A 25,174-nucleotide genomic window follows, 5' to 3' on the forward strand; every position below is an offset into this window, starting at 1 on the left:
GCCAGCAATGGACAACAGCTACACCGACCGCACCTGGCAGAGCGCCGACGGTCTCACCCTCCATTTCCGCGATTACCCCGGCAGCGATGCGCGCCCGCCGGTGATCTGCCTGCATGGCCTGACCCGCAATGCACGCGATTTCGAGGCGCTGGCACCCCACATCGCTGCACAGGGTTGGCGCGTGATCGTTGCCGAAATGCGGGGACGCGGGGACAGCGACTATTCGGACGACCCGGCCACCTATGCCGTGCCCACCTATGTCGGCGATCTGATGGCCCTGCTCGACCAGGAGGGGATCGAGAGCTTCGTGTCGGTCGGGACCTCGATGGGCGGGCTGATCACGATGATCCTCGCGACATTGCAGCCGCAGCGTATTGCCGGTGCCGTGCTCAACGACGTCGGTCCGGTTCTCGAGACCAGCGGCCTCGACACGATCAAGGGCTATGTCGGGCAAGGGCGCAGCTTCCCCACCTGGATGCATGCCGCCCGTGCTCTCGAAGAAGTTCACGGGGCGACCTTCCCGCGTTTCGATACCGAACAGTGGATTGCCATGGCCAAGCGCACGCTGACCCTGTCGAGCGGCGGGCGCATCGTGTTCGACTACGACATGAAGATCGCCGAGCCGATCCTTGCGGCCGACGAAAACGCGGTCCCGCCCGACCTCTGGCCCGCTTTCGAGACGCTGGCCGCCAAGCCGCTGCTGATGCTGCGCGGAGGGATTTCGGGCCTGCTAGGCGAGGCAGCCTTCGCCGAAATGCGCAGACGTGCCCCTGCAGCGGCAGCGGCGACGATTCCGGAAGTAGGTCATGCGCCCACGCTCGACGAACCAGAGGCCCGGGCGGCGATCGACAGTTTCCTTGCAGGACTTGCATGAGCGCGAAGAACGGCGGCGTTCCGCACATACTCCACCTCCAGTCGACCTTTGCCGCCGGTGGCAAGGAGCGGCGCACTGTCCAGCTGATCAACGCTTTCGGATCTAAGGCACGCCACACGATTGTGTCCGCCGAACCCGAGCGGCTGGGCGCTGCGGATGGCATCGCCAAAGGTATCCACGTCATCCTGCAGCCGGAATTTCCCAGCCTGAAGGGCCTGCCGCTTCCCGGCCGCCTGCAGAAGATCGCAAGGGCGATGAAGGGTTACGACCTCGTCTTGACCTACAACTGGGGCGCGATGGACGCGGTGATGGCGCACACGCTGTTCAAGGACCTGCACAATCTGCCGCCGCTGATCCATCACGAGGACGGCTTCGACGAAAGCGAACTCAGGAAGCTGAAGACCAGCCGCACCTGGTATCGCCGCGTCGCGCTGGGAAAGTCGGCCGGACTGGTCGTGCCATCGGAGAAGCTCGAGGAAATCGCGCTGGTCGATTGGCAGCAGCCGCTGGGCCGCGTGAAGCGCATTCCCAACGGTATCGACACCAAGGCTTTCGCCATGCGCCCCAAGAAGGACGTGTTGCGGACCATCAAGCGTCCGGGCGAAATGTGGGTCGGCACGCTGGCTGGCCTGAGGACGATCAAGAACCTGCCGCGCCTGGTGCGTGCCTTTGCCCCGCTGCAGGAACACTGGCACCTCGTCATCCTGGGCGAGGGCGAGGCGCGCGCGGCGATTGAGGCGGAGGCTGACCGGCTGGGTGTCAATCACCGCGTCCACCTGCCCGGAGCGGTCGATGATCCTGCTCGCGTGATCGGCCTGTTCGACATCTTCGCCCTGTCGAGCGATTCCGAGCAGTTTCCCCTGTCCGTGGTCGAGGCGATGGCAGCAGGCCTCCCGGTCGCGGCCCCGGCGGTGGGCGATATCGCCGACATCGTGTCGGACGAGAATGCGGAATACGTCTCCGCACCCGGTGACGAGGCGGAACTGGCCGAAAACCTGCTGCAACTGTCGCTCTCGAAGGAACTTCGATCGCGCCTTGGCGAGGCCAACCGGAAGAAGGCGGTGGCGCAGTTCGACGAGGCGAAGATGGTCGCGACCTACCGGCGGCTCTATTCCAGTGCCATGCGGCGGGATTTGTAGAGCTTTCATGCCCGGTTCACTCGGACGGGGACAGGTTGGTTGCACCATTGCCCTTGACCTGCGCACTGCCTAAAGACCCGCGAACCTTTCACAACCCAAGCGGAGCCCGCCCCAAGTGGCCCTCACACCCAAGACCCCGATGACCCGCGAAGACAAGCTCGCCCAGCGAGACGCCGCAGAGCAGGAAGCACTGCTGCGCGAGGTGGACGATGCCGTTCGCCAGGGCGATACGGAGGAATTCCTGACCAAGTGGGGCAAGCCCCTGCTGGGCGTCGTGGTTGCCGGGCTCGTCGGGTTCGGCGGCTACCTGTTCTGGCAGAGCCGCCAGGAAGCGGCGATGGAGAAGAACTCCGAAGTGCTCGTCGGTGCACTCGATCAGGTCGGCGTCGGCAACCTCAAAAGCGGCTATGATGGCCTCGAGGAACTTGCCGGCGCAAAGGAAGGCGCGGCATCCGCCGCCGCCGGGATGATCCGTGCTGGCATCGCCGCGCAGCAGCAACGTCCCGCAGAAGCAGCCAAGCTGTTCGCCGCCGTTGCGGCCGATGACAGCGCCCCGCAGGTCATGCGCGACCTTGCCAAGGTGCGGGAAATTTCGGTCAAGTACGACGCCATGAAGAGCGCCGACATCATCGCCGCGCTCAAGCCGCTGGCGGTGCCAGGGAACCCTTATTTCGGGAGCGCGGGCGAAATGGTCGCCCATGCCTATCTCGACATGGGCAAACGCGCCGAGGCTGGCGCAATGTTCGCCCAGATCGCCAAGGACGATGAAGTACCCGAAACGCTCAGGTCGCGCGCGCGCCAGATGGCCGGCGTGCTGGGCGTCGATGCAATCGAAGACGTCGATGCGCTGCTCAGGGAGCAGGGTCTTGAACGCGATGCCGGGGCCGAAGCGCCCGCGGCAGGACAATAAGCGCCTTTCGGGGCCGGAACGAACGGAAGATGGTACGGATGGATCGACAGTCGATTTCGCGTGGCGCAGTGGTAGCAGCCCTTGCCCTCGGCCTTGCGGCCTGCAGTGGCGGGCTGTTCGGGAAGGGTGACAAGAAACAGACCCCGACTTTGGGCGAACGCCAGCCGATCCTTTCCAAGATCGTCACCAGCACTTCGGTCGACCCTGCGCTTGCAGGCGTGGCCGTGGTCCTGCCGCCCGAACAGGTCAATGCAGACTGGGCGCAGGCCGGCGGCACCGCGAGCAAGTCCTACGGACACCTTGCTCTTTCGGCGACACCGACCCGCGCCTTCACCGCGCAGGTTGAAGGTACCAGCAAGACGCGCCGTCTTGGCTCGGCTCCAGTGGTCGGCGATGGAAAGCTTTTCGCCGTCGGCAGCGACGGACAACTGACGGCGTTCGACGCGCAGACCGGTGCGCGCCGCTGGAGCTATGCCGCAGAGATGGCGAGCGACCTCAAGCCTTCGTCCTTCGGCGGCGGCGCCAGCTATGATTCCGGCAAGGTCTACATGACCGATGGTGCCGGGAACGTAGTCGCGCTCGATGCCGGCAACGGAGCGCAGCAATGGAAGGTAAAGCCCGGCGGTCCGCTGCGCGGTGCACCGACCATCGCCTTTGGCCTCGCCTTCGTGATGAGCCAGGACAACCAGATCTTCGCCCTCAGCCTGGCCGACGGTTCGGTCCAGTGGCAGGAATCGGGTTCCTCGACGCTGGCAGGCGTTTTCGGCGTGGCCGCGCCCGCAGCCGGACAAGGTACGGTGATTGCAGGCTACAGCTCGGGCGAACTCATCGCGCACCGATACGAGAACGGGCGCACCTTGTGGGCCGATGCTCTGGCGAAAACATCGATTTCGACCTCGGTGTCGTCGCTCACCGACATCGACGCCGACCCGATCATCGACCAGGGCCGTGTCTATGCACTCGGCCAGGGCGGTCGCATGGCGGCTTACGAGCTGGTGACCGGACAGCGTATCTGGGAACTCAACCTTGCGGGCATTTCCACCCCCGCTATCGCCGGCGAGTGGATTTTCACCCTCACCGACGACGCGCGCCTGCTGGCGATTGCCCGCAGCTCGGGCAAGGTACGCTGGCTGACGCAGCTGCCGAAGTGGCGCGACATGAAGGACGAGAAGGGCCAGATCTTCTGGAACGGACCGGTCCTCGCCGGCAACAACCTGTGGGCCGTGAACTCGGAAGGCCAGATCTACAAGATCAGCACTGCCGAGGGTTCGGCGAGCCTGTTCCAGGACATCGGCGAGTCGGTCACGCTGGCACCGATCGTGGCCAACAAGACGCTCTATGTCCTTGACGACAGCGGCCGGATCACCGCCTTCCGCTGATTTTGGACCGTCTGCCGCCGCCCTGTTAACCATTCTCGTGTAAGGGCGGGGGCAAGATGGGCGACGTATCCACTGAAAGGCTGGCGCGGCCGGAAAGCGACGTTTCGGCGGCGGTCGGGCTGATGGGCCTTGCCGGCCTGTTCGGCTGGGTCGCTTTCGCGCGCTCATACCCGGCGATCGCCAACGCGCTGCAATTGCCCGGACCGCATCAGGTGATGTCGGGACCGCACGCGGCGCTTGCTGCACTGTTCGCCGCCGCCCTGCCGATGGCGCTGTGGTCCATCTTCGTCGACAAGGTCCACCTGCGCCCCTCGACGGGCCTCGACTGGGGGCTCGCCAAATCGCGCAAGCCCGATCGCCGTATCACCTGGACCAAGCTGTTCGGGATATGGGCCACCTGGGCAATCATCGCGGCGCTTTATTGCCTGTGCCGCTGGTACTGGAGCGGGAACTACGTTTTCGCCATCCGCGTGCTCGCATGGTCGGCCATTCCGGTCGTTATCCTGTCGGTCCCCTATGTCATGTGGATCGACCGCTACATGACGCAACCGAGGGACCACGCCTGGCACTTCGGTGCACTGCTAACGCGCCAGGCAGGATGGGAGCTCGAAGCCGTCAAGGCGCACTGGCGCACCTGGATCATCAAGGGGTTCTTCACCGCCTTCATGATTTCGATAACGCCCTTCGCCTTCGATCATGTGGTGAGCGCGGACTTTGCCATGCTGGCGCAGAACCCTGCCCAACTCGCCCTGACGGTGATCGAGGCGATGTTCATGGTCGACGTGATCATCGGCACGGTTGGTTACATCGTCACAATGCGTCCGCTCGACGCGCATATCCGCAGCGGGAATCCCTTCCTCGGTGGCTGGGCGGCTGCGCTGATCTGCTATCCGCCGCTTGTCTGGGGCATCCTCGGTGACGGGAAAGCGATCAATTACGAGCAGAACACGCCCGGCTGGATCTACTGGATGGAAGGCAATCCGGCCCTGCTGAGCGCTTGGGCCATTCTGCTGGTGGCACTCACTGCAGCCTATGCCTGGGCGACGTTTGCTTTCGGCCTGCGTTTCTCGAACCTGACCTATCGCGGCGTGCTGACCAATGGGCCTTACCGCTTCACGCGCCATCCGGCATATGTCTCCAAGAACCTCTTCTGGTGGTGCGCGACGCTGCCGTTCCTGGTGTCGACCGGCAACCCGGTGGAGGCGATCCGCAACACCTTCTTCCTCTTCGTCGTCAACGGCATCTACTACTGGCGCGCGAAGACCGAGGAGGCGCACCTCCTTCGCGAAGATCCCAAATATCGCGAATATCACGCCTTCATGGCGCAACACGGGCTGCTGACCGCGCCGCTGACGCGCGCGGCGGAGATGCTCAGCCGAGCGGTTGGCCTTCGTCCGTCTCGTACATCCTGAGGTCGCGCGCGACCGGCGGGTTCGCCGCCATCACCTTCTGGAATTCCTTCATGTGCGCCGAAGCCCCGTGCGCGGCGAGTGCTTCACGATCGCGCCAGCGTTCGAACAGGATCAGCGTATCGGGATCGGCAAGGTCGCGGGCGAAGGTGTAATCGTAGCAACCATCTTCCGCGCGGCTGGCGCGGACCATCGCTACTACCGCATCGATCACATCCTGTCCCGCATCGCCTGCCAGCTTGATGGTACCGTTTATCTGGATCATCGCCGCTCTCCCTCGCTCAGAAACTGTATTTGTAGACGCGCTTGATGTCTCCGCCCCATTCGCCGTTGTAACGGTCGAGGAGGACCTGCGCCGGGACCTTCCCGCTTGCGACGATCTCGTCGAGCGTTTCGAGGAAGCCCGTCTCGTTATCGCCGGAGGAATTGAGCTTGCCGCGTGCGGTGAGGCCAGCGCGGGAGATCTTCAGTACCTCGCGGGCAAGGTCGCGCAGCTTGCCGCCACCGGGGATTTCGGCATCGAGCGCCAGCTTCGGCACCGCGTTGCGCAGGGCCTCGCGCTCGTCCATCGACCAGCCCTTGACCAGGTCCCACGCGGCATCGAGCGCGCCCTGATCGTAGAGCAGTCCGACCCAGAAGGCGGGAAGGGCACAGATGCGGCTCCACGGGCCGCCATCGGCGCCGCGCATCTCAAGGAAGCTTTTGAGGCGCACTTCGGGGAAGGCGGTCGACAGGTGATCCCACCAGTCGCTCTGTGTCGGCTTCTCGCCGGGCAGGACCGACAGCTTGCCATCGAGGAAGTCGCGGAAGCTTAGGCCCGCCGCATCGATGTACTTCCCGTCACGGAAGACGAAGTACATCGGCACGTCGAGCATGTAGTCGACGTATCGCTCGTATCCGAAGTCCTCGTCGAAGACGAAGGGGATCATGCCGGTGCGGTGGGGGTCGGTGTCGCTCCAGATATGGCTGCGATACGACAGGTAACCGTTGGGTTTCCCTTCGAGGAAGGGCGAATTGGCAAAGAGCGCGGTCGCAAGCGGCTGGAGCGCGAGACTGGTGCGAAACTTCTGCGCCATGTCGGCTTCGGAAGAATAGTCGAGGTTCACCTGGATCGTGCAGGTGCGCAGCATCATGTCGAGGCCGAGGCTGCCGACACGCGGCATGTGCCGCAGCATGATGTCGTAGCGGCCCTTGGGCATGATCGGCAGTTCTTCACGGGTCTTGTCCGGCCACATGCCGAGGCCGAGGAAACCGACGCCGAAACGTTCGCCGACTTCCTTCACCTGCTGCAGGTGTCGCCCGGTCTCGGCGCAGGTCTGGTGCAGGTTTTCCAGTGGCGCGCCCGAAAGTTCCAGCTGTCCGGCGGGCTCAAGGCTCACGGTGCCGTCCTCGCCGCGCATGGCGATGACCTTGCCGTTCTCTTCGACCGGTTCCCAACCGAACTCGGTCAGTGCCAGGAGGATGTCGCGGATGCCGCCGGGCTCGTCATAGGACGGGGCCTTGAAGGTCTTGCGGCAGTAGACGAGCTTTTCGTGCTCGGTACCGATGCGCCAGGCGTCCTTGGGCTTCTCGCCCTGCTGCATCGGCAGGACCAGCTGGTCACGCGACTCGATGATGGGATCGTCCTTGGCGGATGTGTCGCGTGTGCTCATGCCGGTTGCGTTAGAAAACCGAACCTTGCGTGGAAAGGAAATTATTCTTCGTCGATCCAGTCGCCAGCCTCGGCCATCCACACTGCCACGCCGGCTATCGCGGCCGTTTCGCCGCGCAGGATACGGGGGCCGAGACTGATCGCGACCGAGGCGGGATGCGCGCGGATCGCGGCGCGCTCGGCCTCGTCGAAGCCGCCTTCGGGACCGACCAGCAGGGCAGCAGGCCCCTCGGCATAGCAGAATGCGTCAGCTGCTGGCTCTCCGCCGTTCTCGTCGGCGAAGAACAGATGGCGGTCCTGTGGCCAGTCGCGCAGCAGGGTGTCGAGCTTCACTGGCTCGCCCAGTTCCGGGAGTGCGGTGCGGGCGCACTGCTCGGCGGCCTCGGTTGTGACTGCTCGGGCGCGTTCGGCGTTGAGCTTGTCGGCAACGCAGCGCCGCGTGACGACGGGCACGATCCGCGCGACGCCAAGCTCGGTTGCCTTTTCGAGCACGAGGTCGAAGCGGTCTTTCTTCAGGAGCGCAGGGCAGAGCCAGAAATCGGGCACCGGCTCACGCTCGCGCAGCAGTTCGCGTGGGGCTAGGGTTACGTGGCGCTTGCCGGCCTCCACCACCTCCGCAGCCCATTCCCCGGTCGTATCGTCACACAGGATCACGGCATCACCCGGCGCGACGCGCATTACCTTGCCAAGGTAATGTGCCTTGTTGCCTTCGACATGCACCGGCAAGTCGAGGGCGATAGGACTATCGACGAACAGGCGGGGAGCACTCTTTGGCGGCCATGCGGGTGTTGCGGGCATGGCTTTGCAGGTGGCACGGTGGAAGGTAGGGAGCAAGCGATGAGCGACGCCGCTGCCCCCGAAATCGTCCCTGACACCGAGCACCGCGGGATCATTGCGCGCCTGCCGCAACTGCCGCGCGACCTGGCCCAGCTTGCCCGCTTCGACCGCCCCATCGGGTGGTGGCTGCTATTCTGGCCGTGTGCCTGGGGCGTGTGGCTGACGGGAGCGGGATGGCAGGTCGAGCTGGTGCTCTGGCTATTGCTCGGCAGTATCGCCATGCGCGGGGCTGGGTGCGTCTACAACGACATTGTCGATGCCGACCTCGACCGGCAGGTGGCGCGAACGGCGGTGAGGCCGGTGGCAAGCGGACGGGTGTCGAAGAAGCTGGCATGGGGATGGCTGCTCGCGCTCTGCCTCGTCGGACTTCTGGTGCTGCTGCAGCTGCGACCGCTGGCGCAGGGCGTTGCGCTGGCGAGCGTTGCCCTCGTGGCCGCCTACCCCTTCATGAAGCGGATCACCTGGTGGCCACAGGCGTGGCTCGGCATGGTCTTCACCTGGGGGCTGCTGGTCGGCTGGACGGAATTGCGGGCCGACAATTGGGACGCGCTTGCCGCAATGTATGCGGGCGCGGCGCTCTGGGTGATCGGCTATGACACGATCTATGCGCTGCAGGATCGCGAGGACGATGCGCTGGTCGGAATCCGGTCTTCCGCCTTGCGCATGGGCGCGCACGTGAAGGGCGGCGTCGCCGGATGTTATGCCGGGGCGATCGGGCTCTGGGCGCTGGCCTTCTGGCTTTATCGCGCGGACTGGGTGGCGCTGCTCGCCTTGCTGCCGGCTGCGGGCCACCTTGTCTGGCAGGTCGTGACGCTCGAACCAGAGGACGGTGCCAATCCGCTCGACCGCTTTCGTTCCAACCGCTGGACGGGCGCACTGGTCGCCATCGCCTGCTTCATCGTGGGGAACGCCTGATGTGCAACCTCTACCGCATGACCAAGAACAAGGACGAGGTCGCCAAGTGGTTCGATGTGGTCAACGAGCTCGGCGGCGCGAACTTCGGTGAGGAGGTCTATCCCGGATATCCCGGCGCAGTCGTCGAGGGAGCCCGCTTGCGCCAGATGAGCTGGGGTTTCCCGCTGGTGCTCAAGGGCAAGAACGGCCAGCCGCTGAAGCCCAAGCCGGTCAACAATGCCCGCACCGACAAGCTCTCCGGCTTCTTCTGGCGCTACAGCTTCGAGGAACGGCGCTGCATTATCCCGGTGACGGCATGGGCCGAGGCCGAGGGGAAGAAGGGATCGATGACCCGCAGCTGGCTCTCGCGCCCGGATGCAGAACTCTTCGCAGTTGCGGGCATCTGGCGCACCAGCGAGGAATGGGGCGATGTCTACTCCATGGTGATGACCGATGCCGCCGGCCTCGCCGCAGAGGTTCACACGCGCATGCCGGTGCTGCTGGCCGAGGACGATATCGCCACCTGGACCGGCGGGACTCCGCAAGAAGCCTTTGACCTGTGCCGTCCGTGGGAGGGAGAGCTGACCCTCGACCGAACGGGGGAGCCGTGGTCCGGTCGTGGACAAGTCGGCTTGCTCTGACCCCGAAAACTTGAGCGACTCGGAAAGGGAGGAATAGCCTCCCTTTCATGACGGACACCTTCGTCGCCCTTTCCGATCCCACACGCCGGCTCCTGCTGGACCGGCTGAGCGAGGAAGGCGGGCTGACGCTGTCCGACCTTTCCGAAGACCTGCCGATGACCCGACAGGCGGTGGCCAAGCACCTGGCGGTGCTCGAGGCGGCCGAACTTGTCGCAAGCGAGAGGGACGGGCGGTGCAAGCGGCACTACCTCAATCCCGTACCGCTGGCGAAAATGGCCCGCCGCTGGCTCGGCCGGTTCGAGGATGTACCGATGGGTGCGATTGCGGGTTTCCGCTCGCAGCGCCCCGCTACTTCACCCGCACACCGGATTTGACCACGGCATCGACGTCGGCGAGTTCGCCTACGTCTGCCAGCGGGTCGCCCGATACGGCGATCAGGTCGCCCCATGATCCCGGCTTCACCACGCCGACCTGACCGGACTGGCCCAGTGCCTGCGCCGCATTGACCGTCGCCGCGCGGATCGCCTCGATCGGGGTCATGCCGTATTCGACCATGACCGCGAACTGGCCACCGACTTCCTCGTGCGGCATCACACCCGCGTCGCTGCCGAAGACCATGCCGACGCCGGCCTGGTGCGCCTTGCGGAAATTGTCGCGCTGGGCCTGCGCGATCTCGCGATCCTTGCGTAAATTGTCTTCCAGAGTGCCGTTAGAACGGCCCACGCGCTGGGTGTAGTCGGTGTTGTAGATGTCCATCGACAGCCAGGTGCCATGCTGCTTGGCGAGGCGGATACCTTCATCGTCGATCAGGCTGGCATGCTCGATCGTGTCGATGCCCGCCTTGATCGCGGCCTTGATGCCCGCCGCGCCGTGAGCGTGAGCGGCGACCTTGAGGCCCCAGAAATGCGCTTCTTCGGCAATCGCGCGAAGTTCCTCTTCGTGGAGTTGCTGCTGCCCCGGCTCGGTGTTGCGGCTGAATACGCCGCCGGTTGCGCAGACTTTGATGACTTCGGCGCCATACTTGCGCTGCTCACGTACCCGGAGGCGGAATTCCTCGGGAGAATCGGCAACGCCGGGGCTCTTCGCGCCGAAGCTGGGCGGGAGATAGGTTTCGTCGCAATGCCCACCGGTCGCACCGAGTGCATAGTTCGCGGTCACGATGCGCGGGCCCGGTATCCAGCCTTCCTCGATTGCTTCGTCGATCGCCTTCACGTTGTAGTTGCCGTCGCCGACGTTACGGACGGTCGTGAAACCGACCTGCAGCATCTTCTCGGCATTCACGACGCCAAGGACGGTTGCGAAATTGTCGGTGAACTGGAGGCCGGTGTAGCCGCCGTACTCGGGCCGCCCGTCGAGGTGGACGTGCATGTCGATGAGGCCGGGCAACAGGGTCTTGCCGGCAAGGTCGATATGCGTCGCGCCATCCGGCACCGCGCCGCCCGACGTCACCGCCGAAACCTTCCCGTCGACGATAACCACGACCGGATCGGCGATGTACTTGCCGCTCTCGACATCGAGCAACCGGTCGGCGGTGACGGCCACCGTTTCGGCAGCGAGCGGAGCGGCTACGAAAAGGGCAAGCGCGGAGGCGCAGGCGGCAAGCTTCATGATGATTCCCCTGCGGGGCGCGAGATCCGCGCCCCTTGGGGAAAGTTCATACACGAACAGGCCGGGTTGGAAACGGGGTAGGGCGGTCCTCGCGCTTCTTCAGTTCCTTCTTGCGGCGCGGGAAGAGCGGCTGCGCAAACATTGGCGCGCGGGGGATGACCTCATTCATAGCTCACCACCTCGAATTCGATGCCGTCCCAGTCGAAGAAGTAGAAGCTACTCGGTCCCGGATCGTACTCGCTGTGGCTGAAGGTCTCGAGCCCATGGCCGAGCACGACCTTCTCGGCCGCGTCGAGATCGTCGACCTGCAGGCCAACATGGTTCAGCGGCACGCCCTTGGCGAAGCCGCCCTTCGCAGCGTCGTTGGTGTAGATGGCGACGTAATTGTGCGCATCGCCGACGTGGATCGTCCGCCCGCCCATCAGCGAGGGACCGCGCCATCGCTCCTTCCACCCGAGAAGGTCCTCGAACAAGGTCTTGCTGCGTTCGGGATCAGTGACGGTGATGTTGACGTGTTCGATATTGCCGTGGGCCATTGTGCATCTCCTTTGCCGCCGGAGGTTGAGAGTGTGGCGACATGCGATGCGCCGACTTGTGCAACCTCAACCTGACTTGAGGTCAAGCTGCAAAATCGCTATCGCTGTAATCGATGAAAGCGAACGACCTCCTGACCATCGGCGAACTCGCCGCGCGCACGGGCCTGAGTGTCTCGGCAATCCGGTTCTACGAGGACAAGGGGCTGGTCGAGCCCTGGCGGACCAATGGCAACCAGCGCCGCTTCCTGCGCAGCGACATCCGCCGGCTGAGCTTCATCATGATTGCGCAGAAGCTGGGCCTGTCGCTGTCGGAGATCGATGAGGCGATGAAGCGCCTGCCGCAGGGTCGCACGCCCAATGCCGCCGACTGGAAACGCATAAGCGGCACCATCCGCCAGCGCATCGACGCGCAAATCGCCCAGCTTGAGAAAGTGCGCGAGGACCTCGACGGCTGCATCGGCTGCGGGTGCCTGAGCCTGAAGAAATGCGCATTGTTCAATGCCGGCGACAAATGGGCCGAGAAGGGTGCGGGGCCGCGGGTGCTGCTTTAGGCGATTGACTGGTGCTCGAACCGAGGCATGATGCTCGTGATCTTGGGGGAGGTTTAATGCGCATACATCGGTCTGTCTTCGCCATCGTAGCCCTGAGCCTTGCCATGCCGCTGGTCGCACAAGGCTCCAAGGTCTCGGAAGCCATTGAGCTTGCGACTGCGCCGGAAAAGCTGAAGCCGGGGCAGTGGGTATGGGATCCGGGTGCCGCCAGCGGCGGACACGTCACGGTACTGGTGGACCTGACAAGCCAACTCGCGTTCATATATCGCAACGGCATCAACATTGGCGTTTCGACGATTTCTTCCGGTAAGCCGGGTCATGAGACGCCGACGGGTGTTTTCACCATTCTCCAGAAAGATGCGAACCACCACTCGAGCACCTACAACAATGCACCGATGTATTTCCAGGAGCGGCTGACTTGGGATGGTGTGGCGCTCCACGCGGGCGGATTGCCCGGATACCCGGAAAGTCACGGTTGCGTGCACTTGCCCTATGCCTTCGCCAAGGCCCTGTTCGCAGTGACCGATATGGGCGGTACGGTCGTTGTGACAGGCCGCGCTGGGACACCGATCCATGCGAGAGCGGGCGGTGTGCTGGCGCCGATCGCGGAAGGTGGCGGTGCGGCGCTCCACCAGCCGTTGCCCGACGACAAGAATTGGCAGTGGCGTGATGATGGCCCGCAAACCGGGCCGCTTTCCATCGTTGTTTCGACATCCGACGAACGCATCGTCGTCATGCGAAACGGTGAGGAGATTGCCCGATCACGCGCAGTCATCGAGGGAGATCGTGATGGCACCCACGTGGCGATCCTGGAGAAGGGTGAGGACGGCAAGCCTCACTGGATGCTCGTCGGCGTTCCCGGTCACGAGGGCGAAGGGCACCATGCGGTTGACGCGACCATGCTTGAGCGACTGCGCATGCCGAAGGAGTTCCATCGCCGGCTGCACAGTCTGATGGAGCCGGGTGCCACTGTGCTCGTGACCTCGGCCAGTGTCGGGGCCCACAACAGCGGAAAGCAACTCTCGTTGCTTAGTGCCATCGAAACTGCCGACGCGCTCTAGGGACTAATACTCCGGCCCCAGTTCGGGGTCCAAGTCCCGCGGCCGCGCGAAATGCACCAGCTTGCCGCAGCCTTCGCGCAGGTCGGCCCAGTCGTCGATGGCGAGTTCGAACACTGCGTAGGCGGCGGTAGGGAACTTGACCTTGGCCTCGTCGAACAGGGCGTTTTCGTTCTTGGGCGAGACCATTTCGAAGACCATGTCGCCGAGGCCAGGGTTGTGGCCCGACACCAGGATCGCCTTCGCGTCGCCGCCATGGTCGCGGATCACGTCGCAGATCGTGTCGGTCCCGGCGAGATAGAGCCGCTCGTCCCATACGGGTTCGAGGTCGGGCAGGGCATCGGCGAGGGTCAGCTTCACGCGCTCGGCCGGGCTGGCGAGGAGCAGGTCCCACTTGACCCCGTGGTCGCGGATATGGTCGCCGATGACCTGCGCGCCGCGGTGGCCGCGATCGTTGAGGCCCCGGTCGAAATCGCGCTTGTCGCTCTGCCCCCAGTCGGACTTGGCATGCCGCAATAGGCCGAGGATCTTCACTGGGTCTGGCTCTCCGCTTCGTCGGACACAACGCTCTCTCGCGTCCCTCCAACACCTTGTGCGACCCGCTGTAAAGCCTCTTCCAATGTCATACGTATGACTGGCGTGCCCGCGGGGAATGCGGACAGCAACCGGGTGGGGAAGGCTGGTGAGAGGACGACGAAGTGACCCGCATCGTCACGGCTGCGGATCAGGCGTCCGAATGCCTGTGCGAGCCGCGCACGAATGATCCGGTCGTCGTAACGCTGGGCACCGCCTTCCTGCTCGGCGGCAGCGGCGCGGCGGGCGCGGTGGAGGATGGTCGGACGCGGCCAGGGGACGCTTTCCATGACCACGCAGCGCAAGGATTCTCCCGGAACATCGACCCCGTCGCGCAGGGCATCGGTGCCGAGCAGGCTGGCGCGCGGGTCGTCGCGGAAGATGTCGGTCAGCGTGCCGGTGTCGATAGGATCGACATGCTGCGCATAGAGCGGCAGTCCTGCGCGGGCGAGACGGTCGGCAATACGCCCATAGACTGCACGCATCCGGCGGATCGCGGTGAACAGGCCGAGCACGCCGCCATCGCTTGCCTCGATCAGCCGGGCATAGGCGCCCGCCATGGCCGGGATGTCGCCCTTGCGGATGTCGGTGACGATGATGACCTCGGCCCGGCTCGCATAGTCGAACGGACTGTCCGCCTGCGCGGTCTTCGGCTTCAGGTCGAGGTGGAGCGCACCGCTCTTGGCGATGGCATGCTCCCAGTCCGGACCGCTCTCGTCGCGATCGGTCAGCGTGGCGCTGGTCAGCATGACGCCGTGCGCCGGTTCGAGCACCACCTTGGCGAAGGGCTTCATCGGGTCGAGCCAGTGGCGATAGAGACCGACGTCGAATTCGCGCGCGTCATTGCGATCGACCGCCAGCCAGTCGACGAACTCGGGATCCGCCGGTCCGCCGAGTCGTCCGAGCAATGCTTCCCAAGCAGCGATCAGGTCGATGCGCCAGGCAAGTGAGTGGCGTGCGCCCTCGATACGGGCGCGGCCCTGTCCGTCGAGCCAGTCGGGCGCGTCTTCCAGCACTGCCTCGAGCCGCCCGGCGAGCTTCAACAGCGGCTGGCGGATTTCGGCCAGCGCCTGCGCGGCGGCACCGGCGGCCTCGACCAGCTCGCCGGGTAGCTGTGCGGTCTCGGTCTCGATGCCGTATCCCGCCTCCTGTCCGCTCTCGTCGCGCGCGTAGGTGACGGCGCGGACCTGCGCGAGCAGTTCTTCCAGCGGCCCGATCGGGGCATTCTCGACCAGCCGCCCGAGCCAGCCGTCGGAGGGGAGGGCGTGCGCCGCCTCGACCGCCGCTTCCACCGCGTCGCCTCCGGCCTCGTCATAGCTCGCAACATCGGCGAGCCGTGCGGCCAGCCCGCGCCTGCGACCGCGACTGTTCTTCTCCGGCCCGACGATCCAGCGCCGAAGCTCGATCGCCTCGGCTCCGGTGAGCGCGGCAGAAAAGGTGGAATCGGCGGCATCGAAGACGTGATGCCCTTCGTCGAAGACGATCCGAGTGGGGCGGTTGGCCGCATCGCGCCCGCGCGCGGCGTTGACCATCACCAGCGCGTGGTTGGCGATGACGAGGTCGGCCTGTGCCGCGGCGCGGGCGCTCTTCTCGATGAAACACTTCCGGTAGTGCGGACACCCGGCATAGACGCACTCGCCGCGCTGGTCGGTCAGCGCCGCGATGCCGCGCTTGCGGAACAGCGTGCCGAGCCAGCCGGGCAGGTCGCCGCCGATCATGTCGCCGTCCTGCGAATAGGCCGCCCAGCGCGCGACGAGATGCGCGAGGATGGCGGGGCGTCCGGCAAACCCGCCTTGCAACGCATCCTCGAGGTTGAGCAGGCAGAGGTAGTTCTCGCGCCCCTTGCGAACCACCACGGGGGGCGAGCCGTCGGGGCGCGTCGCGGGCCATGCGCGGGCACTTTCGCGGCGCAGCTGGCGCTGGAGGTTCTTGGTGTAGGTCGAGACCCAGACCGTGCCGCCCGACAGCCGCGCCCACAGCGATGCGGGTGCCAGATAGCCCAGTGTCTTGCCGATGCCCGTTCCGGCCTGCGCGAGGAGGATATGCGGTCGCCGCTCGCGGTCGCGCGGGGCGAACACGCTGCCCGCATCGCGCGAGAACAGCCGCTGGCCGTCGCGTTGCTCGGCGCCCTCTCCCGTCAGCCGGGCGAGTTGGCCTTCGATCTCGGCTTCCTCGATCAGCACCTGCTGCGGCTGGGGGCGGTCGGGTGCTTCCTCCCATTCGGCAAGCTTGGAGAAGAGCCATTTCTCGGCCTTCTCCGGCTGGCGGATATGCGGGGCGAGGACACCGGCCCAGGGCCACCTCAGCCGCGCGAGCGATTGCAGGGTCGACCAGGCCCCTTCGCGTTGTTCCCAGCTATCGCTCTCGCACGTGGCGACGAGCGCACCTGCCGCCTGTTGCAGGAGCAAGGGCACGCCTGCGTCGTCGACGGGCTCCTCCAGCCCCAGCGCGTGGGCCAGACCCTTGGGCGTCGGCACGCAGAACTTTGCCGGATGGACGAAGGCGAACAGCTCGAGCAGGTCGAGGCCGGAGAGGTCCGGATAGCCCAGCCTGCTTGCCACCAGCGGGGCATTCATCATCAGCAGCGGGGTATCGGCCGCGGCCATGACAGCCTCGCCCTTCGAACAGCCGCGCGTGCTGCCGTTGGCATCGCGCAGCCAGGTCCCGGCGTGGCTCGCGTGGAGGGAAGGGAGGGGCAGCGGGGCGCTCACGATTCGACCATGCTTAGTGTGGAACGAAAAGTAAACACAGGGAAGGGATAGGTTCAAAACCTGCCAACGGTTCGTCGCAAGCGGTCTTCACGCCGCCCCGAAATTAACCATGCAGATCGTTTGAAAACAGCGCGTTGTCCGTTCCTGAACGGGAGATTACAGGAACTGTGGCCAAATCCTGCCGGTTTTATCGGCATGACCAAGACCCGCCATCTGCTCGCCAGCGCCCCCATCGCGATTGCCGCCATGGCCGCGCTTTCCGCCACTCCCACGCTTGCCCAGGAGACCCCGGTCATCGTCCTCGATGTCCCGACTCCAGCAAGTTCGCCTGCGCCGGTTATTGCCATTCCCGAAGCGGTGCCCACCGCGACTGCGACGACTGTCGCAGAACCGGCTAGCGAGCCGGTTGCCCGCACGGGCACGCCGGTTTCCGAGCCTGCAGCGTCGACCGCGAGCCAGCGTCGGGCAACGTCCGCGCCAGCCGCCCGCACCGCTGTGAGTTCCGCCGCGCCGTCTGCTGCCGCAGCCGTAACGCCGACGGAGGCGGTCGCAGTGCCGACTTCCGATATCCTGCCGGCAGCCAATGCTGCGGAGATCGCTGCAGCACAGGCTGAACTTGAACCCATTCCCGAACCCGTGAAGGACGGATCGAGCGCTGCGCTGCTGTTCGCTCTCCTCGCTGCGGGCGGCGTAGGCCTCGCCGCGTTCTTCCTGGTGCGTTCGCTCCGTCGCCGTGTGATCGATGTGCCGGTGATCGAGCAGCCTGTTGTTACGCGTCCGGTAGACACCTTTGGCCGCGAACCGGCCGTGACTGCCTACGACGCCGCTCCCGTCGTCGCCACGCCGGCTCTCGAACCCACCGCTCCGATTGCCTCGAGCAACGGCGCTGCGGTCGAGATCCCGCCGGTAGCCCCGCAGACCGAACGTGAGCGTGACAACCTGCTGCGTCGCATGATCGCGGCCAAGCCGGACCGCGCCAATCCCTTCCAGTCGCACAAGGCACGGGCGAAGCGTGCGCGACTGATCCTCCAGTCGATCGGTACCCGCTTTACCGATCGCAAGCCGGGCATCGACCTCAGCCAGTACACCAATGTCTGGCCGGAGCTCCGTGGCTGGCGACCTGCGACCGCCTGATCCCCTCCCAATCCTCAGCTGGCGTCGCAGCGGTAGGGGTGTCCGCCTTCGGGTCGGGCACCCCTATTGCGTGTCAGGCGGCGATGGCGAGGTCCGAAGCGGCAAGCGCTTGGGCAAGGTCCGCAAGGATATCGTCGCTGTCTTCCAGCCCAACCGACAATCGCAGCAATCCTTCGCCGATCCCGTGCGCCGCGCGTTCTTCGGGCGTGTAGGTCGAGTGGGTCATCGATGCCGGATGCTGGATCAGGGTTTCGGCATCGCCGAGTGACACGGCGCGCATGATCATGCCGAGCCGGTTCATGAAGCGAATGCCCTGCTCGTAGCCGCCGGCAAGGTCGAAGGCGATCATCCCGCCGGGCAGCGCCATCTGGCGGCTGGCGAGTTCGTGCTGGGCGAAGCTTTCGAGGCCGGGGTAGTGGACCGCCGCAACCTGCGGCTGGGCCTCCAGCCAGCGCGCGACGTCGGCCGCGGTGGTGCTGTGCCGCTCCATCCGCAGCGCAAGTGTCTTGAGGCCCCGCATGATGAGGGTGGCGGTGAAGGGGCTCATCACAGCGCCGGTCATGTCCTTGAGGCCCTCCAGCCGGACCCGCTGCATCGTCTCGGCACTGCCCGCGACGAGGCCGCCAACCAGATCGCCATGGCCGCCGAGGTACTTGGTGGCCGAATGCACGACCACATCCGCGCCAAGTTCGATCGGGCGCGTCAGGGCGGGTGTCGCATAGGTGTTGTCGACCACGACCTGCGCACCGTGAGTGTGCGCTACCGTGCTGATCGCGGCGATGTCGACCAAGCGCATGTTCGGGTTCGCGGGCGTTTCGAAATAGACGAGTTTCACCCGATCGCTCATCGCGGCTTCGAGGGCTGGGGGATCGGTCAGGTCCACATGGGTGACCTTGATCCCGAACTTGGCGAGGCCGTGGCGGAAGAAGGCGAAGGTGCAGCCATAGAGCGTCCTGTCGGTCACGATCTCGTCACCGGCGGCGAGCAGCGTCCACATCACTGCGGTGATCGCCCCCATGCCGCTAGCGGTGGCAACACCCGCCTCGGCACCCTCGAGCGTGGCGATGCGTTGTTCGAGCAGGTCCAGCGTTGGGTTGGAGATGCGGCTGTAGAAGTAGCCCGCCTGTTCACCGGCAAAGATCGCGCCGCCCTGTTCCGCGCTTTCGAAGGCGAAGGTCGATGCCATGTGCATGGGCGGGGTCAGCGCACCCATGTTCTCCGCCGGGTCGTACCCGTGGTGAATGGCGCGGCTGGTGAAGCCTGAAAGCTGCTTGCGACTCATCGTTTGTGCCCTTGTTTGTTGTTTCGGCACCATCATAGCGTCGTGACCCTGGCATTTCTCTCCTATCTATGCCACGATTGTTCTTCAGATTAGCATGATATGCCAACGAAGGTGTCAATGGACGCAAAAGATCGCCAGATACTTCGTGAACTCCAGCGCGACGGGCGCCTGACGAATGCGGAATTGTCGGAGCGGGTGAACCTCTCGCCTTCACCATGCCTCAGGCGGGTGCGCAATCTCGAGCAATCGGGCGTGATCGACCGCTACGTCGCCATCGTCGACCGCGAGGCTGCCGGTTATCCTGTGACCGCCTTCGTTCAGGTCACGCTCGCCCGGCATGACCGCGAGGTGGTCGCCGCCTTTGAGGCGCGGGTCCGCGAGACGCCACAGATCCTCACCTGCCATCTGATGACGGGAAGCTCGGACTACCTGCTCCAGATCGTGGTCGCAGGCCTAGACGCCTACGAGGATTTCATGCGCGGCACGTTGCACGACACGCCGGGCATCGCGACGATCAATACGAGTTTCGTTTACGGTACGGTGAAGGACACGGTGGAATTGCCCTGAGTGTCTCGTTGGCGGCTATTGGCAGCACACGAGGTAAACGCGAAGGGCAAATATGGGGTGGAAGGCGGACATTCGCTCAGCCATAGTTTGTCTGAACATCGCAACCTCAGGAGCGACGCTTTGGCGAACCCTTTTGACCTTTCAGGAACAGCGGCCGTGGTGACTGGAGCGAGCCGGGGCATTGGCTTGGCCATCGCACGTCACATCCTTTGGGCTGGTGGATATGTTGTCATCGGTGGGATCGATAAGGCCGAAACAGAAACCACGATCCAGCAGCTTGCCAGCGAGTTTGATGCTGACCGTGTGTCAGGGTCGGCAGGCGATATCAGCCAACCTGAAGCAGCACATCGGCTGATTGAACTCTCCTATGAACACTTCGGGCGGTTGGATACAGTTGTGTGCAATGCTGGCATCGACATCATCAAACCAGCCGTCGACTACCAGCCAAGTGAGTGGGATCGCATCCTTTCGGTTAACCTGCGGGGTGCTTTTCTGCCTGCGCAAGCAGCAGCTAGGAGATGGATCGAGGAGAAACAGCAGGGTAGCGTCATCCTAACGTCCTCCATAATTGCTCGCGCTGGTGTGGCGGGATTGGCCCCGTATGGCGCAAGTAAGGGCGGGATAGATCAGCTTGTTCGCGGCCTTGCGGTCGAGTGGGCGAAATATGGTATCCGGGTGAATGCGGTAGCTCCGGGCTACGTCGACAATGTAATGAGCGGTGTCGAAGTTCATTCTGACCCCGAGAGTGACAAGCGCATTCGTACGTTTACGCCGCTGGGCCGTCGAGCGACGGTAGACGAGATTGCAGCGCCGTTTGTGTTCCTTGCTTCGGCCGCAGCCAGCTACATCACAGGGACCGTTTTGGTCGTGGACGGCGGTTATACAGCTCAATAATCTGTTCCGCTTTGTTGTCGTTAGCCGACGGACCGCTTTCAGACAAAGCTCCGCCTCGTCCTGCCATGATGGTAGGCCAACGATCTCTGTCCTACTCGACATGCTCGCGATACCGAGTGTGCTATGGGAACTCGATCACTTCTCACGGCATCGGCCTTCTCGCGAGCCGAAAGTCACACTTCACCCCGCAAGGGTGACACTTTCGCCGTCAGAGTGACAACCGGGCCTATCTTTCCCAGGACCGTGTTCCATGTGTTCCATCCTGTGAGGTTCGCTCCCGCTCGCTCCAACATTCATCCAACACTTCGCACTTGCGAAATGCGGACGCAGCGGCAAAGGCGTTGGCCATGAGCATGACCGATCTGATCGCCGCCGCACGCGTGTCCAAGGCCTGGCCGTTCCAGGAGGCGCAGAAGCTGCTCAAGCGCTATCCCGACGGCACGAAGCCGGACGGATCGCCGGTCCTGTTCGAAACGGGATACGGTCCCTCTGGCCTGCCGCATATCGGCACGTTTCAGGAGGTGCTGCGCACCACGCTGGTTCGCCGCGCGTTCGAGGCGCTGATCGGGGCGAAGCCGGAAGACGGCAAGACGCGCCTCGTCGCCTTCAGCGACGACATGGACGGGCTGCGCAAGGTGCCCGACAATATCGAGAACAAGGCCGTGCTCGCCGCCAATCTCGGCAAGCCGCTGACGCGTATTCCCGACCCTTTCGGCACTCACGAGAGCTTCGCGCATCACAACAATGCGATGCTTCGTGCCTTCCTCGACCGGTTCGGCTTCGAATACGAGTTCGTGTCCTCGAGCGACGAGTACAATTCGGGCGCCTTCGACGAAGCGCTGCGCCAGGTACTGCGCAAGAACCAGGCGATCCTCGACATCATGCTTCCGACGCTGCGCGAGGAGCGCCGCCAGACCTATTCGCCGATCCTGCCGGTCAGCCCCACCACGGGCGTCGTGCTGCAGGTCCCGGTCGAGGTCGTCGACGCCGAAGCGGGTATCGTCCGCTTTACCGACGAGGACGGCAGCGTGGTCGAACAGTCTGCGCTCGGCGGGCAGAGCAAGCTGCAATGGAAGGTCGACTGGGCGATGCGCTGGTATGCGCTCGGCGTCGATTACGAGATGTGCGGCAAGGACCTGACCGACAGCGTCACCCAGTCGGGCAAGATCGTTCAGGTGCTCGGCGGCCGGAAGCCCGAAGGGCTGATCTACGAGCTCTTCCTCGACGAGAAGGGCGAGAAGATCTCCAAGTCCAAGGGCAACGGCCTGACGATCGAGGAATGGCTGACCTATGGTTCGGAAGAGAGCCTAGGCCTCTACATCTTCCCCAATCCCAAGAGCGCCAAGCAGCTCCACGTCGGGGTCATCCCGCGCGCGGTCGATGATTACTGGCAGTTCCGTTCGGCGCTGCCGACGCAGGAGCTAGACAAGCAGCTGGGCAATCCGGCGTGGCACCTGTTGCGCGCCAATGGCGGCTACGAAGCTGAGGAAGCTTCGGGCGCGGGTGACAGCCTGCCGGTGACCTATGGCCTGCTGCTCAACCTTGCGAGCGTGCTGGGGACCGAGGCGACCGAAGAGAACCTGCGCGAATACCTCGAGACCTACATCGGTGCGGGCAAGGTTACGCCCGAGCTAGAGGTGCTGATCGGTACTGCGGTTGCCTACACCCGCGACTACATCGCGCCGACGCTGTCCAAGCGGGCGCCGACTGCCAACGAGGCGGCGGCCTTGCAGGCGCTCGATGCGTATCTCGCCGCCGCTCCGGCGGATGCGAGTGCCGAGGACTTGCAGACCGAGGTGTACGAGATCGGCAAGCGCGAGGAGTATGGCTTCGAGAACCTGCGCGACTGGTTCAAGGCGCTCTACCAGACGCTGCTCGGCAGCGACCAGGGGCCGCGCATGGGCAGCTTCATCGCGCTCTACGGGATCGCGAACAGCCGCAAGCTGATCGCCGAGGCGCTCGCGCGGGGCTGACGCCTCAGGTGTGCTTTCGCGTGCGGTACCATTTGGTCAGCACGTACTTCACGCCCTTGTCGACCGGCGTACCGGCGTGGAGCGTATCCTCGTTGGGCACGCCCTCGGGCGTGGCATTGTTCCACACGAGCAGGACCCCCGGCTTGGGCTCGATGGATACCCCGACTTCGACGAAGTGGGTGTGCCCGCCTTCTTCGACCTCGTTGAGGAAGGCCATCGCGGTCCAGCAGCGCTGCCCGCCACGCTTGCGTTCCTGCTTCCAGTACTCCTGGTCGGTATAGAACCAGTCGTTGTGCGGCTTGAATTCCTGACCCGGCAAGTATCGCTGGCCCTGGATGTTCTCGCCGCAGATCGGATTCATGTCGAGCAGGTCGTCAATCCGCCGGGAGATCATTTTCACGAAGGGATCGTGCGGATTGAAGTTCCCCGAATACGAAGTGCGGAACTTGGCGATATAGGCCGTCTCGTGAAGCTGGCTCGGCTGGGCGACCTGGTCGATCATGCGGATCAGCCGCTGGCACTCCTCGGCGGTGAGAAAGTCGCCCACGGCGAAGATTTCTGCCTTGTCGGTGGGGATCTTGTAGGCATTGGGATCGGCTTCGAGGCGCTTGCGTACCTGTGCGCCGACCCGCTTCAGGGCACCCTGGTCGGGGATGATGGCAGTCTTGGTCATGGGGTCGTGTGTTAGCAAGCCACGCTGGCGCATCAAGCATATCGCTTGCCGGACGGCGAGTAAGCGCTAGTTTGTGCAGACGAACTTCGGGGAGTGAGACATGAACACCACTGCTGCGCGCCGCTATTCGATCGGCGCGATGATCTTTCACTGGCTCATCGCCATCCTTGTCATCATGAACTGGCGGATTGCCGAGACGGCGCACCACCTCAAGGGCGCGGACCAGATGGCAGTTTACGGTTACCACAAGGCGTGGGGTATGCTGATCCTGGTCCTGACGGTCGGTCGACTCCTGTGGCGCTGGACGCACCCAGTTCCCCCCCTTCCGGCAGACCTGAAACCATGGGAAGCCAAGCTGGCGCGAGCAGTGCACATCATCTTCTACGTGCTGCTGATCGGACTTCCCATCGGCGGCTGGCTGGCCACATCCTTTGGTGCTCGCCCGATCGATTTCTTCGGCATGTTCACCATCCCGACGTTGCCGGTGGGCGAAAACAAGGAATTGAGCCACACGATCTTCGAAGCGCACGCAACCGGCGGGTCGATCTTCATCTACCTGATCGCGCTGCATATCCTTGGTGCGCTGAAGCATACCTTCTTCGACAAGAACGGGGGCATCTTCCGCATGTTGCCCTTCGGCAAGGTGCCGGGCTGATACATGCAAAAACCCCCGCCGATCGCTCGGCGGGGGTTCTCTTTCGCCTACCGGACCACTCTCAAGCCGGTGGACGTTAAGGCTTACCAGAAGAAGTCGTAGATCACGTCGACCACTTCGCCGCTGTAGATGTCGACCAGCAGGACATCGTCATAGTAACGGACCCAGCGGTAGGGACCGTAGACATCCGGCAAGCGATAGCGCCAGGGATCGTTGATCCAGTAACGGCTGCCGAAGAACACGTCTCCAAGATAGAAACCGATGCTCAGGCGGCGATAACGATAGTCCCGGTAGGGCGCGTAGTAGGTGCCCAAGCGGAAGATGCTGCGGTTGTGGCTGCGATAGCTGTACCAGTCGTAGCGGTGGTTATCGCGCCATACCCGGCGGTCCCAGCGATCATAGTCATGCCAGCGCCGTCCATCGTGATAACGGGCGCGACGGCTGTCGTCGCGTCGTCCATCGCGGTATCCGTCGCGTCGACCGTCACGGTAAGCATCACGACTGCCATCGCGATAGCCGTCCCGACGCCCGTCGCGATAGGTCGAGTCGCGGCGACCGTCCCGGTAGTCGCGATTGCGGCCTTCGGTCGATCCGAATACTCCCATGTCGCGCCCACGGCGATCTTCGACACGACGGTCATCACGGCGGTCTTCTGCGCGGCGCTCGATCACCCGGTCGCCTGATCGGCGATCGGAGCGATTCCAGTCGCGGCCGCTACGTTCCACGGCCACGTCCGAGCGACGATCCGAACGATTCCAGTCGCTGCCACGTCGTTCGTCGCCACGGTTCGGCTGCTGGACCACCGCAGCAGGAGCCTGCCTGCGCTGTTCGGTGCGAGGTGCTTCCTTGCGGTATTCCTGGCGCTGTTCGGCGCGTTCGACGCGCTGCTGCATGCGCTCGGCACGCTTGCCGCGGTCCCCGCCATCGCGGTTGCGCTCGGCGCGAGGTTCATTGCTGGCCGAGGCTGCCTGGGCCTCGGTGGGAAGGGCGGTAAGCGCGGTGGCGGCTGCGAGAGCCCCCAGAGCACTACCCTTCAACAGATTGGTCAAAGTCATGGAGCGTGTCCTTTTTTCTCTCGTCCAGTGCCGCTCCACCACCGCGGCGCATTGTCGATGTGTCACTGTGTATCACAACGTCCTGACGTGAAACTGAACCGCTCTGTCACCCTTCTGTTCATGTTCGAGCACTTCGATATTAACAACTTCGTCATTGGAAAACAGTCGGG

Annotated in this window: 25 protein-coding genes; 15 read left to right on the top strand and 10 right to left on the bottom strand. The window is 64.3% G+C overall.

Annotation, left to right across the window (positions count from 1 at the left end; genetic code table 11):
- Positions 1-7 precede the first annotated feature (7 nt).
- The 5 genes from RAM60_RS03345 to RAM60_RS03365 all read left to right on the top strand — a co-directional run bounded on the left by RAM60_RS03345 (position 8) and on the right by RAM60_RS03365 (position 5,714).
- Entirely contained in the window at positions 8-874 is an 867-nt protein-coding gene (locus RAM60_RS03345; RefSeq protein ID WP_369025574.1) for an alpha/beta fold hydrolase, read from the top strand.
- Positions 871-2,013 carry a glycosyltransferase family 4 protein gene (locus tag RAM60_RS03350; protein ID WP_369025573.1) on the top strand — a complete coding sequence of 381 codons (1,143 nt, stop codon included), beginning with the start codon at positions 871-873 and terminating at the stop codon, positions 2,011-2,013. Before RAM60_RS03345 ends, RAM60_RS03350 begins: the two co-directional genes overlap by 4 nt.
- Before the next feature lie 115 nt (positions 2,014-2,128).
- Positions 2,129-2,923, top strand: coding sequence for a tetratricopeptide repeat protein (locus RAM60_RS03355; protein ID WP_369025572.1), 795 nt, complete (start codon positions 2,129-2,131; stop codon positions 2,921-2,923).
- 29 nt (positions 2,924-2,952) lie between these two features.
- Complete coding sequence (locus RAM60_RS03360; RefSeq protein WP_510640174.1) at positions 2,953-4,302, top strand: BamB-related PQQ repeat family beta-propellar protein; 1,350 nt, start codon at positions 2,953-2,955, stop codon at positions 4,300-4,302.
- A 56-nt stretch (positions 4,303-4,358) separates the two neighbouring features.
- Positions 4,359-5,714 (top strand): methyltransferase family protein, encoded by a 1,356-nt coding sequence (locus RAM60_RS03365; protein WP_369025570.1) that lies wholly within the window; start codon positions 4,359-4,361, stop codon positions 5,712-5,714.
- Here RAM60_RS03365 and RAM60_RS03370 read toward each other — a convergent pair.
- From RAM60_RS03370 to RAM60_RS03380, 3 genes are read right to left on the bottom strand one after another with little or no spacing between them, the layout of a single operon-like run.
- Entirely contained in the window at positions 5,674-5,976 is a 303-nt protein-coding gene (locus RAM60_RS03370) for a putative quinol monooxygenase (protein WP_200983163.1), read from the bottom strand. The two genes, RAM60_RS03365 and RAM60_RS03370, sit on opposite strands and share 41 nt — an antisense overlap.
- 16 nt (positions 5,977-5,992) lie before the next feature.
- Positions 5,993-7,363, bottom strand: a complete 1,371-nt coding sequence (locus RAM60_RS03375; protein ID WP_369025569.1) for a glutamate--cysteine ligase — start codon at positions 7,361-7,363, stop codon at positions 5,993-5,995.
- A gap of 41 nt (positions 7,364-7,404) precedes the next feature.
- Entirely contained in the window at positions 7,405-8,160 is a 756-nt protein-coding gene (locus tag RAM60_RS03380) for a 16S rRNA (uracil(1498)-N(3))-methyltransferase (protein WP_369025568.1), read from the bottom strand.
- 39 nt (positions 8,161-8,199) lie between these two features.
- Here RAM60_RS03380 and ubiA point away from each other — a divergent pair, with 39 nt between their 5' ends.
- The 3 genes from ubiA to RAM60_RS03395 are packed head-to-tail and all read left to right on the top strand — an operon-like array spanning position 8,200 to position 10,108.
- Positions 8,200-9,114: a 4-hydroxybenzoate octaprenyltransferase gene (gene ubiA / locus RAM60_RS03385; protein WP_369025567.1), complete on the top strand. Its 915-nt coding sequence runs from the start codon at positions 8,200-8,202 to the stop codon at positions 9,112-9,114.
- Entirely contained in the window at positions 9,114-9,734 is a 621-nt protein-coding gene (locus RAM60_RS03390; RefSeq protein ID WP_369025566.1) for an SOS response-associated peptidase, read from the top strand. The genes ubiA and RAM60_RS03390 overlap by 1 nt, the downstream gene beginning before the upstream one ends.
- A 47-nt stretch (positions 9,735-9,781) precedes the next feature.
- A complete protein-coding gene (locus RAM60_RS03395; protein WP_369025565.1) occupies positions 9,782-10,108 on the top strand; it encodes an ArsR/SmtB family transcription factor in 327 nt (108 codons plus the stop codon).
- On the opposite strand, the gene RAM60_RS03400 is transcribed toward RAM60_RS03395, so the two are convergent.
- On the bottom strand, positions 10,083-11,342 hold the full coding sequence (locus RAM60_RS03400; RefSeq protein ID WP_369025564.1) for a Xaa-Pro dipeptidase: 1,260 nt from the start codon (positions 11,340-11,342) through the stop codon (positions 10,083-10,085). The genes RAM60_RS03395 and RAM60_RS03400 overlap by 26 nt on opposite strands.
- Positions 11,343-11,503: 161 nt before the next feature.
- Complete coding sequence (locus tag RAM60_RS03405; RefSeq protein ID WP_369025563.1) at positions 11,504-11,878, bottom strand: VOC family protein; 375 nt, start codon at positions 11,876-11,878, stop codon at positions 11,504-11,506.
- 113 nt (positions 11,879-11,991) lie between these two features.
- Here RAM60_RS03405 and soxR point away from each other — a divergent pair, with 113 nt between their 5' ends.
- Both soxR and RAM60_RS03415 read left to right on the top strand, forming a co-directional pair.
- On the top strand, positions 11,992-12,429 hold the full coding sequence (gene soxR / locus RAM60_RS03410) for a redox-sensitive transcriptional activator SoxR (RefSeq protein WP_369025562.1): 438 nt from the start codon (positions 11,992-11,994) through the stop codon (positions 12,427-12,429).
- Between the two features lie 56 nt (positions 12,430-12,485).
- Positions 12,486-13,490, top strand: a complete 1,005-nt coding sequence (locus RAM60_RS03415; RefSeq protein WP_369025561.1) for a L,D-transpeptidase family protein — start codon at positions 12,486-12,488, stop codon at positions 13,488-13,490.
- Between the two features lie 3 nt (positions 13,491-13,493).
- Here RAM60_RS03415 and RAM60_RS03420 read toward each other — a convergent pair whose 3' ends face one another.
- Both RAM60_RS03420 and RAM60_RS03425 read right to left on the bottom strand, forming a co-directional pair.
- The gene (locus RAM60_RS03420; RefSeq protein WP_369025560.1) at positions 13,494-14,021 is read right to left on the bottom strand and encodes a SixA phosphatase family protein; all 528 of its coding nucleotides are present in this window, start codon (positions 14,019-14,021) and stop codon (positions 13,494-13,496) included.
- The gene (locus tag RAM60_RS03425) at positions 14,018-16,771 is read right to left on the bottom strand and encodes an ATP-dependent DNA helicase (protein ID WP_369025559.1); all 2,754 of its coding nucleotides are present in this window, start codon (positions 16,769-16,771) and stop codon (positions 14,018-14,020) included. Before RAM60_RS03425 ends, RAM60_RS03420 begins: the two co-directional genes overlap by 4 nt.
- Positions 16,772-16,966: 195 nt before the next feature.
- On the opposite strand from RAM60_RS03425, the gene RAM60_RS03430 reads away from it, so the two are divergent.
- A complete protein-coding gene (locus RAM60_RS03430; protein WP_369025558.1) occupies positions 16,967-17,905 on the top strand; it encodes a hypothetical protein in 939 nt (312 codons plus the stop codon).
- A gap of 73 nt (positions 17,906-17,978) precedes the next feature.
- On the opposite strand, the gene RAM60_RS03435 is transcribed toward RAM60_RS03430, so the two are convergent.
- A complete protein-coding gene (locus RAM60_RS03435; protein ID WP_369025557.1) occupies positions 17,979-19,187 on the bottom strand; it encodes a methionine gamma-lyase in 1,209 nt (402 codons plus the stop codon).
- A gap of 117 nt (positions 19,188-19,304) precedes the next feature.
- On the opposite strand from RAM60_RS03435, the gene RAM60_RS03440 reads away from it, so the two are divergent.
- The 3 genes from RAM60_RS03440 to RAM60_RS03450 all read left to right on the top strand — a co-directional run bounded on the left by RAM60_RS03440 (position 19,305) and on the right by RAM60_RS03450 (position 22,621).
- Positions 19,305-19,754, top strand: coding sequence for an Lrp/AsnC family transcriptional regulator (locus RAM60_RS03440; RefSeq protein WP_369025556.1), 450 nt, complete (start codon positions 19,305-19,307; stop codon positions 19,752-19,754).
- A gap of 18 nt (positions 19,755-19,772) precedes the next feature.
- Positions 19,773-20,648 carry an SDR family NAD(P)-dependent oxidoreductase gene (locus RAM60_RS03445; RefSeq protein WP_369025555.1) on the top strand — a complete coding sequence of 292 codons (876 nt, stop codon included), beginning with the start codon at positions 19,773-19,775 and terminating at the stop codon, positions 20,646-20,648.
- A 347-nt stretch (positions 20,649-20,995) separates the two neighbouring features.
- On the top strand, positions 20,996-22,621 hold the full coding sequence (locus tag RAM60_RS03450) for a lysine--tRNA ligase (protein WP_369025554.1): 1,626 nt from the start codon (positions 20,996-20,998) through the stop codon (positions 22,619-22,621).
- A gap of 4 nt (positions 22,622-22,625) precedes the next feature.
- On the opposite strand, the gene RAM60_RS03455 is transcribed toward RAM60_RS03450, so the two are convergent.
- Entirely contained in the window at positions 22,626-23,294 is a 669-nt protein-coding gene (locus tag RAM60_RS03455) for a prolyl hydroxylase family protein (RefSeq protein ID WP_369025553.1), read from the bottom strand.
- Between the two features lie 100 nt (positions 23,295-23,394).
- Between RAM60_RS03455 and RAM60_RS03460 the strand changes: the two genes are divergently transcribed.
- A complete protein-coding gene (locus tag RAM60_RS03460) occupies positions 23,395-23,949 on the top strand; it encodes a cytochrome b (RefSeq protein ID WP_369025552.1) in 555 nt (184 codons plus the stop codon).
- Positions 23,950-24,032: 83 nt separating this feature from the next.
- Here the strand turns inward: RAM60_RS03460 and RAM60_RS03465 are convergent, their stop codons facing one another.
- On the bottom strand, positions 24,033-25,004 hold the full coding sequence (locus tag RAM60_RS03465) for an RcnB family protein (RefSeq protein WP_369025551.1): 972 nt from the start codon (positions 25,002-25,004) through the stop codon (positions 24,033-24,035).
- Positions 25,005-25,174 lie beyond the last annotated feature (170 nt).

This window comes from Qipengyuania sp. RANM35 (assembly GCF_041021145.2).
GTDB lineage: Bacteria > Pseudomonadota > Alphaproteobacteria > Sphingomonadales > Sphingomonadaceae > Qipengyuania > Qipengyuania soli.